The sequence below is a fragment of the Flexivirga sp. genome, from assembly GCF_035551235.1.
GTDB lineage: Bacteria > Actinomycetota > Actinomycetes > Actinomycetales > Dermatophilaceae > Flexivirga.
The window spans coordinates 26,003-41,988 of record NZ_DASZNO010000029.1 but is presented as its reverse complement, the minus strand read 5'-3'; the positions used below and the strand labels follow the sequence as shown (position 1 = coordinate 41,988).

General features: G+C 67.6%; 11 protein-coding genes. 8 read left to right on the top strand and 3 right to left on the bottom strand.

What is annotated here, in order from left to right; genetic code table 11:
• Positions 1-7: 7 nt before the first annotated feature.
• From VG502_RS10005 to VG502_RS09985, 5 genes are all read left to right on the top strand, one after another.
• On the top strand, positions 8-1,303 hold the full coding sequence (locus VG502_RS10005) for a quaternary amine ABC transporter ATP-binding protein (protein ID WP_325549902.1): 1,296 nt from the start codon (positions 8-10) through the stop codon (positions 1,301-1,303).
• A complete protein-coding gene (locus VG502_RS10000; RefSeq protein ID WP_325549901.1) occupies positions 1,300-2,211 on the top strand; it encodes an ABC transporter permease in 912 nt (303 codons plus the stop codon). The genes VG502_RS10005 and VG502_RS10000 overlap by 4 nt, the downstream gene beginning before the upstream one ends.
• A 54-nt stretch (positions 2,212-2,265) precedes the next feature.
• Entirely contained in the window at positions 2,266-3,204 is a 939-nt protein-coding gene (locus VG502_RS09995) for a glycine betaine ABC transporter substrate-binding protein (RefSeq protein ID WP_325549900.1), read from the top strand.
• A gap of 222 nt (positions 3,205-3,426) precedes the next feature.
• A complete protein-coding gene (locus VG502_RS09990; RefSeq protein WP_325549899.1) occupies positions 3,427-6,957 on the top strand; it encodes an ABC transporter ATP-binding protein in 3,531 nt (1,176 codons plus the stop codon).
• A 97-nt stretch (positions 6,958-7,054) separates the two neighbouring features.
• The gene (locus tag VG502_RS09985; protein WP_325549898.1) at positions 7,055-7,651 is read left to right on the top strand and encodes a SecDF P1 head subdomain-containing protein; all 597 of its coding nucleotides are present in this window, start codon (positions 7,055-7,057) and stop codon (positions 7,649-7,651) included.
• 54 nt (positions 7,652-7,705) lie between these two features.
• Here VG502_RS09985 and VG502_RS09980 read toward each other — a convergent pair whose 3' ends face one another.
• Positions 7,706-9,220, bottom strand: coding sequence for a helix-turn-helix domain-containing protein (locus VG502_RS09980; protein WP_325549897.1), 1,515 nt, complete (start codon positions 9,218-9,220; stop codon positions 7,706-7,708).
• A 178-nt stretch (positions 9,221-9,398) separates the two neighbouring features.
• Here VG502_RS09980 and aceA point away from each other — a divergent pair, with 178 nt between their 5' ends.
• From aceA to VG502_RS09965, 3 genes are all read left to right on the top strand, one after another.
• On the top strand, positions 9,399-10,691 hold the full coding sequence (gene aceA / locus VG502_RS09975) for an isocitrate lyase (protein WP_325549896.1): 1,293 nt from the start codon (positions 9,399-9,401) through the stop codon (positions 10,689-10,691).
• A 175-nt stretch (positions 10,692-10,866) separates the two neighbouring features.
• Complete coding sequence (gene aceB, locus VG502_RS09970; RefSeq protein WP_325549895.1) at positions 10,867-12,564, top strand: malate synthase A; 1,698 nt, start codon at positions 10,867-10,869, stop codon at positions 12,562-12,564.
• Between the two features lie 147 nt (positions 12,565-12,711).
• Entirely contained in the window at positions 12,712-13,782 is a 1,071-nt protein-coding gene (locus VG502_RS09965) for an agmatine deiminase family protein (RefSeq protein ID WP_325549894.1), read from the top strand.
• Here VG502_RS09965 and VG502_RS09960 read toward each other — a convergent pair.
• Both VG502_RS09960 and VG502_RS09955 read right to left on the bottom strand, forming a co-directional pair.
• Complete coding sequence (locus VG502_RS09960) at positions 13,779-14,840, bottom strand: GNAT family N-acetyltransferase (RefSeq protein WP_325549893.1); 1,062 nt, start codon at positions 14,838-14,840, stop codon at positions 13,779-13,781. The two genes, VG502_RS09965 and VG502_RS09960, sit on opposite strands and share 4 nt — an antisense overlap.
• 49 nt (positions 14,841-14,889) lie before the next feature.
• Positions 14,890-15,975, bottom strand: coding sequence for an amidohydrolase family protein (locus VG502_RS09955; protein WP_325549942.1), 1,086 nt, complete (start codon positions 15,973-15,975; stop codon positions 14,890-14,892).
• Positions 15,976-15,986: the final 11 nt, after the last annotated feature.

Genomic DNA, 15,986 nt, shown 5'->3' with positions numbered 1-15,986 from the left:
TATCGGCGTGTCGGTGCTTGAGGCGCAACACCTGTACAAAGTCTTCGGTCGACGACCGGACGAGGTGGTGAAGCGACTCGAAGAAGGCGCTGACGCCGCCGAACTCCGCGAGAAATACGCCGTGACACCTGCTGTCATCGATGCGACCTTCGAGGTCCAGGAGGGCGAGATCTTCGTCGTCATGGGCCTGTCCGGCTCCGGCAAGTCGACGCTGATCCGGATGCTCAACGGGCTGCACCCGGCCACCTCCGGACAGGTTCTCGTCCACGGCGAGGACATCAGCGCGATGAGCGGCGCGCAGTTGCGCAAGACGCGCAGCGAGCACATCAGCATGGTCTTCCAGCACTTCGCGCTCTTCCCGCACCGGACGGTGCTGCAGAACGCGGCATACGGCCTGAAGATCAAGGGTCTGAAGGAGAGCGAGCGCAACGAGAAGGCGCGCGAGGCGCTGAGCATGGTCGGCCTGGACGGCTGGGCCGACCACAAGCCGAGCGAGTTGTCCGGCGGTATGCAGCAACGCGTCGGCCTGGCTCGCGCACTGGCCGCCGAGACCGACATCATGCTGATGGACGAGGCGTTCAGCGCGCTCGACCCGCTGATCCGTCGCGACATGCAGGACCAGCTGATCGAGCTGCAGCAGAAGCTCGGCAAGACCATCATCTTCATCACCCACGACCTCAACGAGGCCATGCGGATCGGCGACCGGATCGCGATGATGCGCAACGGGCGGATCGTGCAGATCGGCACCGCCGAGGAGATCCTCACCGATCCCGCGAACGACTACGTCGCGCAGTTCATCGCCGACGTCGACCGCACCAGGGTCTTGACGGCGGGCTCGATCATGGAGCCGCCCGTCGCCACACTGGGCACCGGCAACGGACCGAAGGCCGCGCAGAAGCTGATGCGTGAGCACCAGCAGGCGGGCCTGTATGTCGTCAGCCGTGACCGCACCCTCCAGGGTTTCGTCATGGAGGAAAAGGTCGCCGCGCACCGTGACCTGCCGACGATCGAGTCGCTGGTCGAGCCGATCGAGACATCCGTGTCCGTCGACGAGCAGGCCGCGCACCTCTTCACCCCGTCCGCGCACGTCCGGCTCCCACTTCCGGTCGTGGACGCCGAGAACAAGCTGCGTGGCGTCATACCGCGTGTCACGTTGTTGGCCGCATTGGGCCAGGTCGACGCTCACGAGACCGGCGTCCGCGACACCGACGACGCGCATGAGCCAAATCCACGAAACAGCCCTCCGGCGGGTAACTCCGCGAATGACCTGTTGGCCAAGACAACGGTGGGAGACGACCGATGAGCACCGTCATGCCCCGCATTCACCTCGGTCAATGGGCCGATGACTTCGTCAATTGGCTGCAGGACAACTGCCAGGGCTTCTTCGACGGCCTGGCGTCGGTCATCAACCATCCCGTCAATTGGATCACCGACGGATTGCTGAACGTCCCCGTCATCGGGCTCGTCATCGCGTTCGCGGTGATCGCCTGGCTGGCGCGGGGGTGGAAGACCGCGGTTCTGGCAGTCGTCGGCTTCCTGCTGATCGATGGGTTCGACCAGATGAAACCCACGATCCAGTCTCTGGGGCAGATCGTCGTCGCCAGCGTCATCGCGATCGTGATCGCGATTCCGCTGGGAGTCTGGACTGCCCGGTCACGCCGCGTGTCGACGACGATCCGGCCCGTTCTGGACTTCATGCAGACCCTGCCGCCCTACGTCTACATCCTGCCCGGACTATTCCTGATGGGCCTCGGCCCCGCGAACGCAGTCATCGCCACCGTGGTCTTCGCGCTGCCGCCCGGCGTGCGCCTCACCGAGCTGGGCATCCGGCAGGTCGACCAGGAGATGGTCGAGGCGGGACAGGCGTTCGGTGCAACCCCGCGTGAGGTTTTGCGTGGCATCCAGATGCCACTCGCCCTGCCCAACATCATGGCGGGCATCAATCAGGTCATCATGCTGGCGCTCTCGATGATCGTCATCGCCGGAGTCGTGGGCTCACCCGGCCTTGGCCAGCAGATCTTCCAGGCGCTGTCCCAGCTCGATGTCGGCCTCGGTGTCGAGGCCGGTGTGTCTGTGGTCATTCTGGCGATCTTCCTGGACCGGGTGACCGATGGGTTGAGCAAGGGGAACCTCGGCCTGGTCGCGGAGCTGACGAAGCTCCGTAGCCGGAGCCGCGCCAAGGCGGCAGCGACGAGCGCATCTCTCGGCTGACCGAAACACAGACCAGAACGAGTGGACTTGAACTGAAAGAGGAGAGACAGACTGATGGAAAACACTCGACGAAATGTCCTCGGCGGCTTGGCTGCCCTGGGCGTCGGCGGCCTGCTCAGCGCCTGTGGCACCGCAGGGTCCTCCGGCGGCGGCTCGAAGGGCTCCGATGGGGGCTCCGGCGGCGGCAGCGGTGTGGGTGCCGAGGTCGGCCACAAGATCATCGGCATCGAACCCGGCGCAGGGCTGACCATGGCGACGCAGCGCATGCTGAAGGCCTACGGCCTGACCGACTGGACGCTGCAGACCTCGACGACGGCATCGATGCTGGCGGCCCTCAAGAAGGCGACCGACGCCAAGAAGCCGATCATCGTGACCCTGTGGCGCCCACACTGGGCCTACAGCGCGTTCCCGATCAAGGACCTCAAGGACCCGAAGGGAGCGATGGGCAAACCGGACGGCATCTACGCAATCGGCACCAAGAGCTTCGCGACGGACTTCCCCGAGGTCAACGCGATGGTCAAGAACTTCCACATGACCGACGCCACCCTGGCGCCCTTGGAAGAGCTGGTGCTCCGCAAGCACAAGGACGATCCGGCAGCCGGCGTCGACGCCTGGCTGAAGACGAACAAGTCCTTCGTCGACGGCCTGTCGAAGGGTGTCACCGCCAAGGCCGGCAAGAAGTCGATCAACATCGGCTACATCAACTGGGACGAGGACGTCGCCACCACCCACCTGTGGAAGAAGATCCTCGAGGGCAAGGGATACACAGTCAAGATGACTCAGGTCTCCGACGCCGGCCCGGTTTACGTCGGCCTGTCCAAGGGCGACGTCGATCTCTACCTCGACAGCTGGTTGCCGGCCACGCACAAGACGTACTGGGCCAAGTACGGCAAGGACCTGACCAAGATCGTCAAGTGGTACGACAGCGCTCCGCTGACGATCGCGGTGCCGAAGTACATGAAGATCGACTCGCTGGAGGACCTGAAGGGCTGACCTTCCTCAAGTCCGCTTGAAGGGGCGCGAAATCGACCGTATGGCGGCCGGTTTCGCGCCCTTCTTCATATATCTGGACGGGAGATCCCTGAGGAGACCGTGAGGTACGAGCGGGCGTCTCGACCGAAGATCCCTGAGGAGACCGTGAGGTACGAGCGGGCGTCTCGAAGGGTCGAAAATCAAAATGCGATTGTCGGTCCATCCGCGTAGCGTGGATCAACGATGACCACCACCGCCTCTCGTGCCGCCGACGGCACCGTCACCCAGCCGTCGGCCACTCCCCCACAGGATCACCGTCGCCAGCTCGGCTGGCGGCGGCTGGCCGGCATACCGACAACGTTCACCCTGGCAGTGCTCGCCATCGGCACCATCGCACAAACGATGGGGACGGTCGTCGCCGGCCGACTGGCCGCCCACCCGACGAGCACGCTGGTGATCCTGCTGGCACTGTGCGTGGTCGGTGGCGCGGTGCTGGACACTGTCGGTCGCTACTTCTGGGCCTCCATCATCGACCGCGCCGAGGGCGCGCTCCGCGCCGATCTGCTGGATGCCGCTCTGCACCAACCACTTTCGGCGTTGTCCGAGCAGGCAGTCGGCGAAGTCCTCGACCGCGTCGACGACGACACGCACGAGGTCGGCACCCTGCTGCGCCAGCAGGTATGGCGCCTGCTGCAGACGCTCGTGGCGCTCGTTCCGATGTGGCTCATCGCGGGCTTCACCTGGTGGCCGGCATGGTTGCTCTTCCCCGCCATTGCCAGCGTCACCTTCCTGGTGATCAAGCCCAAGCTCGGCGAGCTCGCCCGGCGCAAGGTCGCCGAGGAGATCTCCTGGACCGATCACGCCGCCGCGCTCGAGGAGAGCATCGCCGGAGCCGACGACCTGCGCACCAGTTTCGGCCAGCCGTTCGCGATCGCCCGGCTCGCCCGCCTCTCCGCGACCATCCACGAGCGGTTCAAGAGCGTCCTCGACCTGGAGTGGATGCTGACCCTGCGCGCCAGCGTGCTGTTGCACGGCCTGCTGGCGGCGGTCGGCCTGGTCGGCATCGCCCTCGTGTCCAGCGGCGGTATGTCGATCGCTGCCGTCGTCACGCTGTTCCTCGTCACCACGACGTTCGTCGGTCAGATCGACATGACCGCACGGCACCTGCCCGACCTGCAGACCGGCATCGGCGCACTCATCCGACTGCGCCAGATGCTGTCGGTCGAGCCGGAGCCGGTCGGCGGTGCGGCCCTGCCGCAGAAGTCTCTCGACATACGGCTCGAAAACCTCGAATTCAGTTATGACGAGGGCTCGTTCGCACTCCGGGAGTTGAGCCTGACTGTGCCCGCGGGCCACACCGTCGCGCTCGTCGGGCGTACCGGTTCGGGTAAGTCGACGCTGGCGTCGCTCCTCTCCCGTGCCGTCGAGCCGCCACCCGGCATGGTCTTCCTCGGCGATGCCGACGTGACCACGCTCGACCTGGCGCAGTTGCGGTCCTCGGTCGGTGTCGTCACGCAGCGCACCGAGTTGCTGGTCGGCACCCTCGCCGAGAACATCGCACTCTTCGCCGACATCCCGCGCGAGACGATCGTGGCGGCGGTCGACCGCCTCGGCCTGACCGACTGGGTCGAGGGACTTCCGGACGGGCTCGACACCGTGCTCGGTGCCAGTGGCACGTCGCTGTCCGCCGGTGAGGAGCAACTGGTCGCGTTCGCCCGGCTGCTCGTGCGCGATGTGCGCGTCGTCGTCCTCGACGAGGCGACCGCCCGCATGGATCCGTTGACCGAGCGACGTGTGGTGTCGGCCGCCGAGCACCTGCTGGCCGGGCGCACCGGTGTGCTCGTCGCACACCGGCTGAGCACCATCGCGCGAGCCGACCAGGTCGCGGTGCTCGACCGCGGCCGGCTCGTGCAGAGCGGCCCGCGGGAGACGCTCGCGACCGTCGAAGGACCCTTCCGGTCGCTGCTCGAGGCATCCGCCGCGCACGAGGTCGAGGAGCACGAGCAGGAACTCGCCGAGCAACATGCGCACGGCGAGCAGGTCGGCGGGCGTCGACGCACCGGTCCTGCGCCGGAGATCGACGACCCGGGCCATGGCCCGTCCCTGGCACGCGGCATCGCGCACGCCCTGCGGATCACCCCACGGTGGGGCGCGACCGCCATCGGTCTCTTCCTCGGCTCGGCGCTGCTGGGTTCGCTCGGTGCGATCACCGGGCTCGTCTGGGGCAACGCCGTCGAGGACCTCAAGGCCGGCCACACCCCCACCACCCTCGGCGTCCTGCTGGTGCTCAGCCTGCTCGCCGGGCCGGTGATGTTGTCCGAGGCCATCCGGCGCTATCCGCGCTGGTGGGTCGAGGTGCTGCTCCGCACCCGGATGTCGGTGCTCATCGGCCAGACCCGCGGTCACCGGCTGGCAAAGACGCCGCCCGGCGAGGTCATGGGTCGCGCGCTCGACTCCGACCGGTTCGCGATGTATGCCGACCGCTGGGTCGACTTCATCAATGGTCTGCTGATCGCCGCGGTGACCGCGATCATCAGTGGCACCGTGCTCGCCGGCCTCGTGCTGCTCGGTGTGATGGTCGGTGCCGCCGTTGCCTCGTCGGCCGGCCGGCCGATCGCCGGTCGCTCGGCCGCCAAGGCGTCGGAGTCCCGTGCCAACTTCGGCCGTGCGCTCGTGTCCGCCCTGGAGTCGGCGCGCACGGTCAAGCTGGCCTCCCGCACCCCGGAGGTGCATCAGCACCTGCAGCGCGTCGACGGTGGCCGGGTCGACGCCGCGATCTCCGAGCACCGCGTTCGGGCGATCCTCGACGGTGTGCCGATCATCCTGGTGCAGGTCGGTGTCGTGGTGGCGTGGGCCGCCTTCCTCGAGGGTGTCTGGGGCCTGGCCACCGCCATTCTGGTGGCGAATGCCGTCAGCGGTTTCGACTGGTTCGGCCGGGTCGCCGGCTCCGTCGTCACCGAGGCGCCCGGAGCGCGTGCCTGGCAGAAGGCGACGAGTCGCTTCGCCGGTGGCGTCGATCTGGTCAGCCTGTCCCCCGACATCAACCTGCTGGAGGGCACAGCACCGGCGCCGCCGAAGGTCGCTCGTAATCCGTTGCAAGAGCTGACGATTCGCGACTTCTCCGCCATACACGACGACGGCACGATCGGCGTCGCCGATGTCGACCTGACCGTCCGGCGCGGGGAGTTCGTGCTCCTCTTGGGGCAGATCGGCTCCGGCAAGTCGAGTCTGCTGAGCTCACTCGCGGGACTGCTGTCACACAGCGGGTCCCTGCAGTGGAATCACGAGGAGGTCGCCGACGCGCAAGCGTTCATGCGCCCGGCGCAGATCGCGCATGTCGCACAGGTGCCCCGGGTGCTGTCGGGCACCTTCGCCGACAACGTCCAACTGGGCCACGACCGGCCCTTCGAGGAGCCGGTCGCGACCGCCCGGCTGACGCCCGACGTGGACGCTGCAGGTGGTGCCGATTCGGTGATCGGTCACCGCGGCGTGCGACTGTCCGGTGGGCAGGTCCAGCGCTTGGCCCTGGCTCGCGCGCTGGCGACCGAGAGTGAGCTGTTGCTCGCGGACGACGTCTCGAGCGCACTCGACGCGAGCACCGAGATCGAGTTGTGGGCGGCGCTGCGCGAGCGGCACACCACGGTGATCGGCGCAACGTCCAAGCGCGCCGCGCTCGCCCAGGCCGACCGGGTCGTCGTGCTGGTCGACGGCACCGTGACCGCGATCGGTCCCTGGTCGCAGCTGCGCACCCAGTGGGATCACCTCGCCGGCTGACGTCGCCCGGCCGAGTTCACCACTCGACCACCGTGTGAACGACGTCCGCCGGCGCGGCGTCGTTGACACGGCACTGCGTGTCGGTGATGCTCAGCGCGTGCTCCCCCACCGCAACCGTCGCAATGTCGTCCTGGCGGCCGCAGTGGGGCTGGCCGTTTCGCTGAGTTCGTGCAGCGGCGGGAGCCGGCAGATCACCGACCCGAGCAGCGACCCCGGCAACTCATCGGCAGCAGTGGGCAGTCAGTCATCATCGGCTGCTGCAAACAGCCGCCCGCCCATCCATCCCGCCGCGCCCCTGGAGTTCCTGCCGGTCCGCTCGGAGACACAGGGCAACTGCCCCGCCCACAGCGCCACGATGATCGAGGACCCCACGGCCAAGACCTGCCTGCATCTCGCCAAGCCGGCGTTGACGGTGACGACGTTGCGGTCGGTTGAGGCGACCTCACAGCCGCAGTGGTCGGTGAACATCGGGCTCGGGCCCCAGGACGCGCGCAGGTTCAAGTCGCTGACCACGACGATGAGCAGAAGGTCCTCCCCACAGAACAAGCTCGCCGTCGTCGTGGGATCGCCGTCCACGGGTCGTCTGCTGACCGCCCCCGAGGTCGTGGAGCCGATCGCCGGCGGGAACATTCGGGTGATCGGCGCCCTCACGCGGAAGTCGGCGAACGAACTGGTGCACGACCTCGGCGGCTGACGCACCCGAAAAGCCGTCCCGTTCCAGCGACCGTTGCCACTTATGCACGGAGCTTCAGCTGGACGACGACGCGTGCCGATCCAGGAAGCGGTAGACCTCGGTGTCGTCGACGCCCGGGAAGACACCGGGCGGCATGGCGGCGAGCAGATGCGAATGGACTCGCGCCGACGGCCAGGCCAGGCCGGACCAGCGCTCCGCCAGACCGTCCGGCGGCTGATTGCAGCAGCTCGGGTCGGGGCATCGGGACACCGCACGCTCGGTGGTCTCGCGTCCGCGCATCCACTTCACGTGCTGGTAGGGCACGCCGACGTTGACCGCGAAGAGCCCGTCCCGGGTGCGGTCGATGACGGCGGTGCACCAGTACGTGCCGGAGCGGGTGTCGGTGTAGGCCTGATAGGCCTGCGACAGGTCCGGCTGCTCGAACACGCGGCGGGCGGTCCAGGAGCGGCATACGCGCTGCCCCTCGATGGCGCCCATCGGATCGGTCGGGAAGCGCACGCCGTCGTTCTCGTACGCCTTGTAGACGACACCGTCCTGGCTGATCCGCATGAAGTGCACGGGCAGCCCCAGGTGCCGCGTCGCCAGGTTGGTGAAGCGGTGTGCTGCGGTCTCGTAGGACACGGCGTAGGCATCGCGCAGGTCCTCAATCGCGATGTCCTTCTCGGCCTTGGCACGCCGCAGGAAGTCGACGGTCTCGCCCTCCGGCATCAGCAGCGCGGCGGCGAAATAGTTGATCTCGACACGCTGGGACAGGAACTCCGCGTAGTCGGCCGGTGGCTGGTGACCGAGGATGAGATGGCCGACCGCGTGCAAGGCCAACGACCGCGAATCATGTTGTCCCGCTTCGGGTTGCGGCAGGTAGATGCGTCGGTTGTGCAGGTCAGTGACCGTGCGCGTGGAGCCGGGCAGGTCGGAGGTGTGCACCAGCTTGTACCCCAGGTGCCCGGCGATGCGGTCGACCGCGGCCCGACTGATCGGACCTCCCGGGTGATGGATGGCGCCGAGGAGTTTGCCGGCCTCCTCCTCGATGTCACCGAAGTAGTTGTCCGCCGCCCGCATGCGCTCGCGCAGCTGCGCATTCGCGCGACGGGCGTGCTCGGGTGTCGCGGCACTGTCGGCGCGCGCGGACGCCATCGCCTCGTGCATCCCGACCAGCGCCTCCAAAGCCTCGGTCGGCAGGCGCGGGCTGACCTTCACGCGCGGCAGCCCCAGTGACTCGTATGACGGCAGGCGTTGCGCACGCTCGAGCCGGATCTCCAGTGCCGCGCGCCGGCTCGGCGGCGCTGTCGACAGGAGGTCGGCGAGCGGCGTGTCCAACTCCGCCGCAAGGGCCGACACGACCGAGAGGCGCGGCTCGCGCTTGCCGTTCTCGATCAGCGACAGGGCGGAGGTCGACATACCGACCGCCTCGGCGACGTCGCCGAGCGTGCGCCCGGCCTCCTGCCGCACGTGTCGCACGCGACGGCCGATCGTCAGGGCATCGGGAGCGTTGGAGACCTCCTTCACCGTGGTCTTCACCTCGGGGTTGGTCAGTCGCCCCGGATCGGATTTTCGTGTGGCGGGGGTCACAGAAGACGCCTTTTTGACACCACGATCAGCGGACTTGGTCGGTGAAACTCGGGCCATGGGGAGACACTATCGCAAAATTCGCGTTTTTTTATCCGAAACCTGCTGTTGTTCGAGGTTGTGGTTACCCCAGAGTTGGGTTCATCGAAAGCACCGCATTTGGGAAAGGACCGCAGGAGCTATGAGCACCGAGCAGCAGCCGAGCACCACCGAGCAGGAGACTGCCCTGCAGAACGACTGGCACAGCAACCCCCGCTGGGCCGGCGTCAAGCGCGACTACACCGCCGGCGACGTCGTCAAGCTGCGCGGCTCGGTCCAGGAGGAGTTCACCCTCGCCAAGCGCGGCGCCGAGCAGCTGTGGGACAAGCTGCACTCCGAGGACTACGTCAACGCGCTGGGCGCGCTGACCGGCAACCAGGCGGTGCAGCAGGTCAAGGCGGGCCTGAAGGCCATCTACCTGTCCGGGTGGCAGGTCGCCGGTGACGCGAACCTCGCGGGCCAGACCTACCCCGACCAGTCGCTCTACCCGGCCAACTCGGTCCCGGCCGTCGTGCGCCGCATCAACAACGCACTGATGCGTGCCGACCAGATCGAGTTCTCCGAGGGCATCAAGACCGTCGACGAGTGGATCGTCCCGATCGTCGCGGATGCCGAGGCCGGCTTCGGTGGCCCGCTGAACGCGTTCGAGCTGATGAAGAACATGATCGCCTCCGGCGCCGCCGGTGTGCACTGGGAGGACCAGCTGGCCTCGGAGAAGAAGTGCGGCCACCTCGGTGGCAAGGTGCTGATCCCGACCCAGCAGCACGTCCGCACCCTGAACGCCGCGCGGCTGGCAGCCGATGTCTCCGGCACCCCGTCGGTCGTCATCGCCCGCACGGACGCCGAGGCCGCGACCCTGCTGACCACCGACGTCGACGAGCGTGACCGCGAGTTCCTCACCGGTGAGCGCACCTCGGAGGGCTTCTACAAGGTCCGCAACGGCATCGAGCCCTGCATCGCCCGTGCGAAGGCGTATGCCGAGTACGCCGACCTCATCTGGATGGAGACCGGCACCCCGGACCTCGAGCTGGCCAAGAAGTTCGCGGACGCCGTGCACAAGGACTTCCCGGACCAGATGCTGGCCTACAACTGCAGCCCGTCGTTCAACTGGAAGAAGCACCTCGACGACGACACCATCGCCAAGTTCCAGCGCGAGCTGGGCGCCATGGGCTTCAAGTTCCAGTTCATCACCCTGGCCGGCTTCCACGCCCTGAACTACTCGATGTTCGACCTGGCCCACGGTTACGCCCGTGAGCAGATGTCAGCCTACGTGAAGCTGCAGGAGCAGGAGTTCGCCAGCGAGGAGCGCGGCTACACCGCGACCAAGCACCAGCGCGAGGTCGGCACCGGTTACTTCGACCTGGTCTCCACCGCACTGAACCCCGACAGCGCCACCACCGCGCTGAAGGACTCCACCGAAGCGGCTCAGTTCTGATCATCCGCTTCGCCCGATCGGCCTGACGGCTGATCACCCCTACTTACCCGGGTCTGCGCAGTCACCTGGCTCCGGCTGCGCAGGCCCGGGTAAACCCTCATTCGTTTCAAGACCACGCTCAACCCCGAATACCAGCAACTGCAAGGCAATTCGCAACCCGGAAAGGACACCTGTCATGTGTGACACGCACGGCACTCCAGTGGTGCACGGCACCAAGCACCCACGCTTCGACCAGATTGTGACCCCGGAAGCTCTTGCCTTCGTAGCCACACTCGACGGCGCCTTCGCGGGTCGCCGCGCCGAGCTCCTGGCCGAGCGGCGCCGCCGCGCCAAGGAGATCGACGCCGGTGCCACCGTGGACTTCCTGCCGGAGACGGCGGCGATCCGCGCCGACCCGACCTGGAAGGTCGCGGCGCCCGCGCCCGGTCTCGCCGACCGGCGCTGCGAGCTGATCGCGCCGGCCTCCCCCAGCACCGCGGCGCACGCGATGAACTCCGGTGCCTCGGCCTGGCTGGCCGACCTGGAGGACGGTGTCGCTCCGTCCTGGCAGAACATCATCGATGGTCAGATCACGTTGTATGACGCCATCCGCGGCGACCTCAGCTACAAGTCCTCGGACGGCGCAACGCTGACCACCGACGGTGACGGCCCGACGATCATCATGCGACCGCGCGGGTGGCACCTGTGCGAGAAGCACATCACCATCGACGGCCGGCCGATCTCCGCGTCGCTGTTCGATTTCGGTCTCTACTTCTTCCACAACGCGAAGCAGCTGATCGAGAACGGCGCGGGTCCCTACTTCTACCTGCCGAAGATCGAGTCGCACCTCGAGGCGCGGTTGTGGAACGACGTGTTCGTCCTCGCGCAGCGCGAGCTCGGCATACCGCAGGGCACCATCCGTGCGACGGTGCTGATCGAGACGTTGCCCGCGGCATTCGAGATGGACGAGATCCTCTACGAATTGCGTTCGCACTGCAGCGGGTTGAACGCCGGCCGCTGGGACTACATCTTCAGCTACGTGCGCACCTTCGCGCACCGCGGCGACGAGTTCGTGCTGCCCGACCGCGAGAAGATCACCATGACCACGCCGATCCTGCGGTCGCTGACCCAGCTGCTGGTGGCCACCTGCCACAAGCGGTGGGCCTACGCGATCGGCGGTCCGGCGGCGGTCAACCCGACCGGTCAGGACGAGGAGACCCGGCACCGCGCGCTGGCGCAGGTCACCGCCGAGAAGCAGCGCGAGGCGACCGAGGGCTTCGACGGCTCCTGGGTGGCGCATCCGGCACTGGTGGAGACCTGCCTGGCGGCATACCGCAGCATCCTGGGTGACCGCACCGACCAGCGCTCGCTGCGCCAGGCGGTGAACGTCACGGCGCGCGACCTCATCTCGCTCGAGGGCGTGCAGCAGACGATCAGCCTGCACGGCGTTCGCACCAATGTGTCGGTGGCGCTGCGCTACCTGGCAGCGTGGGTCGACGGCAAGGGCGCCATCACCATCGACAACTTGATGGAAGACGCTGCAACCGTTGAGATCTCGCGTGCTCAGTTGTGGCAGTGGCTGCATCACGAGTCGCAGTTGGCCGAAGGTCCGCACGTCACCCGTGAGCTGCTGGACCGGGTGATCGACGAGGAGATGACCAAGCTGACGCGCGGTCTCGACGAGCACGCGACCGCACGTTACGAGGCGGCGCGTGAGGTGCTGACGGTGACCGCGCTGGGTGACTACCTGCCCGGCTTCTTCACCAACTACGCCTACGTGCGCTACCTGACCGAGCAGGCGCTGCGGATGAAGCAGCCGAACACTCGCGAGGACCTGCGCCAGTCCGAGCAGGTCGCGCCGGCCGAGGACGGTTCGGCAGAACCCGCCGCCTGACCCGACACGGCACACCTCCTCACCGAGAGGACACCAGAACACCGGGAGGACACGAAAACTGGGCGTTTACGCCCTGATTCTCGTGTCCTCTCGGTGTGTTTTGTGTCCTGTCGGCAGGTGAGAGTTGGGATATGGGAATGTTGGCGCATGAGCGAGCGCAGCGAGGGAACGAAGGACTCGGCTGACGGGCAGCGCCCGGGTCCCCGTATGCCGAGTGAGACCGCCCCGCAAGAGCGCATCTGGATGGCGTTCCCGTCCCAGGGCTACACGCTGGGAGACACTCCGGCCGAAGCGGACGAAGCGCGTTCCACCTGGGCCGCGGTCGCGCACGCGGCGCTGGAGTTCGAGCCGGTCACCATGGTCGTCGACCCGGCCGATGAGGAGGTCGCGCGCCGCTACCTGTCGGCGGAGGTCGACATCGTGCACACACCGCTCGACGACGCCTGGATGCGCGACATCGGCCCGACCTTCGTCCATGCCGACGGCGCCCTCGCCGGCGTCGACTGGACCTTCAACGGCTGGGGTGCGCAGGACTGGGCCACCTGGGACAACGATGCGAAGGTGGCGTCATACGTCCTGGAGCAGGTGGGCGTCACCCGCATCAAGTCGTCAATCGTCAATGAGGGCGGCGGATTTCACGTCGACGGCGAGGGCACGGTGCTGGTCACCGAGACCGTGCAGCTCGACCCGGGCCGCAATCCCGACGCATCGAAGGCGGACATCGAGGCCGAGCTGGCACGGACCATCGGCGCCACTCACGTGGTGTGGCTGCCGCGCGGACTGACCCGTGACTCCCAGCGCTTCGGCACCCGCGGCCATGTCGACATCGTCGCCGCCATACCCTCCCCCGGCGTGCTGCTGCTGCACGACCAGCGCAACCCCGACCACCCGGATCACACTGTCATGCAAGAGATCGAGCATGCCCTGCGCGACACGACCGATGCCGCGGGACGCAGCTGGGACATCCGCAAGGTGCCCGCTCCGGTCGTGATCGAGGACGACGAGGGGCCGGTCGACTACAGCTACCTCAACCACCTCGTCGTCAACGACGGTGTGATCGCGTGCTCGTTCGGCGATGCGAATGACGAGGAAGCGGTAGCGGTCCTCGCGGATGCCTACCCGGGCCGCCGTGTGGTCACCGTCGACGCGCGACCGCTCTTCGCACGGGGCGGCGGCATCCACTGCATCACCCAGCAGCAGCCGGTAGCGCCGCGCTAGACGAAGATCGTCCGTGCGTGCAGGGCCACCCGCGTGACCGTGCGGCTGTCCACCGGGCGGCCACCGTCCACCGCGAGCGGAGTGCCGAACGGGAGCGGTCGACACGTCGCCACCAGCGCGATCCAATCGTCTTCCGGCAGTGTGGTGTTCGGCTGTGCAAGGGTTCGGCTTCGGGCGAGCCCGGCCGGAGCGTCGCACCAGACGTGCGGGACGACCGACGGGTCGAAGCCGGCCTTCCGCAGCCCGGCCGCGACGGCGTCGTGCTGGTCGGTGGTCCAGCTGTGCTCGACGACTCCCCCGACCGGCGATGCGGCCAGCACCGCCCACAGCACGTCATCGGCCGTTCCCGGCCCCGCCGTCAGGGTCTCGCCGCTGAAGAGCGGAATCCCGAGCTCGGTCGCCACCCGCGGCGCCAGGATCGACCGTCCCGACCCGGGCAGGCCCTCGACGAGCACGGCGACCCGGGTCGGTCGATGCGGTGCGTATGCCGGAGCCGGCCACTCGTCCCGCGTCACGGCATGCACCACGTGATCGCGCCACGCCGTGCCCTCCGCACCCGGCAGCCACAGCATGTCCCGGACGAGCCCTTCGCGCCGGAAGCCGAGTGACCGCAGCAGGCCAGCGGAGGTCGAGTTGCCCGGCCGGACGTTCGCTTCGAGCCGGTGCAAGCCCATCCCCTGCGGCGCTCCGGCGAACGCGAGGTTGATGATCTGACGCAGTCCGTCGGCGAAGAGACCCCTGCCGACATACGGGTCGTAGGCGTCATACCCGAGCACGCCGTTCTGGAAGCGACCGCGAACAACGTTGGTGACGTTGACCTTTCCGACGATGCCGTGGCTGCCCTCGGGATCGGTCGCATGGATCAGGAACGTGCGGTGCTCCTCGCTCTGCCGATCCAGGTGCCAACTGATGTCGTCGGGGTTGACGGGGTTCCAGACTCCGATGCGGGCCGCCGACTGCTGCACCGCCGATCGGTATGACGCAACGTCCTCGCGTCGCACCGTGTGCACCCATACACGCCGGCCGGACGATCGCAACGGGGGAAGGCGCCAACTCACGTGTCCATCCTTCCAGGGCCGGCGGTTCGTCGATCACACACGCGCGACTTCACACCTGCCGACCGCGCAACACGATCCGCTGCGGGTCCGCCAGCACGCCGACATCATCGCGTGGATCGGACTGGTAGACAACGAAGTCGGCGCTCTCCCCCTCGTCGAGACCGGGCCGGCCGAGCCACTCCCTGGCGCCCCACGTGGCGGCGCTGATCGCCTCCAGGTTGCTCATGCCGGCGCGAGTCAGCTCGGCGACCTCGGCCGCGGCCAGACCGTGCGGCAGTTGACCGCCGGCGTCGGTGCCGACCCAGATCGGCACGCCCGCTTCGTGCGCGGCTGCGATCGTGTCGAACCGGCGTGCGTAGAGGTCACGCATGTGCGCGCCGTATGACGGGAACTTCGCCTCACCGGCCTCGGCGAACTTCGGGAAGTTCTCGATGTTGACCAATGTCGGCACGATCGAAATACCTTGCTGGGCAAACAGATCGATCGACTCCGGCAGCAGCCCGGTGGCGTGCTCGATGCAGTCCGTGCCCGCTGCGGCGAAGTCGAGCAGTGACTCCTCACCGAAGCAGTGCGCCGTCACGCGTGCACCCTCTTCATGCGCGACATCGATCGCGGCCTTGAGGGCTTCGCGCGGCCAGCACGGTGCGAGGTCACCGCGGTCGCGGTCGATCCAGTCACCGACGAGCTTGACCCAGCCGTCACCCCGGCGCGCCTCCTGCCGTACATAGGCCACGAGGTCCTCGGGCTCGATCTCGTGCGCGAAGTTGCGGATGTAGCGCTTGGTTCGAGCGATGTGCCGCCCGGCGCGGATGATCCGCGGCAAGTCGTCGCGGTCGTCGATCCAGTGCGTGTCGACCGGCGAGCCCGCATCACGCAACAACAGTGCGCCGGCCTCTCGCTCACTGACCGCGTGCTGCTCGGTCGTCTCCTTGTCGACACCACCATGTGCCTCGAGCCCGACGTGGCAATGTGCGTCGACGAGTCCGGGGAGCACGAACCCCTGCACGGACTCGACGTTTTCGGTGACCTGTGGCGCGGACCAGCTGACCCGCCCGTCGATCACCCACATCTCATCGCGAACATCGTCGGCGCCGACCAGGATGCGGCCGGTCACGTGCAACACGGGTGCGTCGATCGCCATGGCTC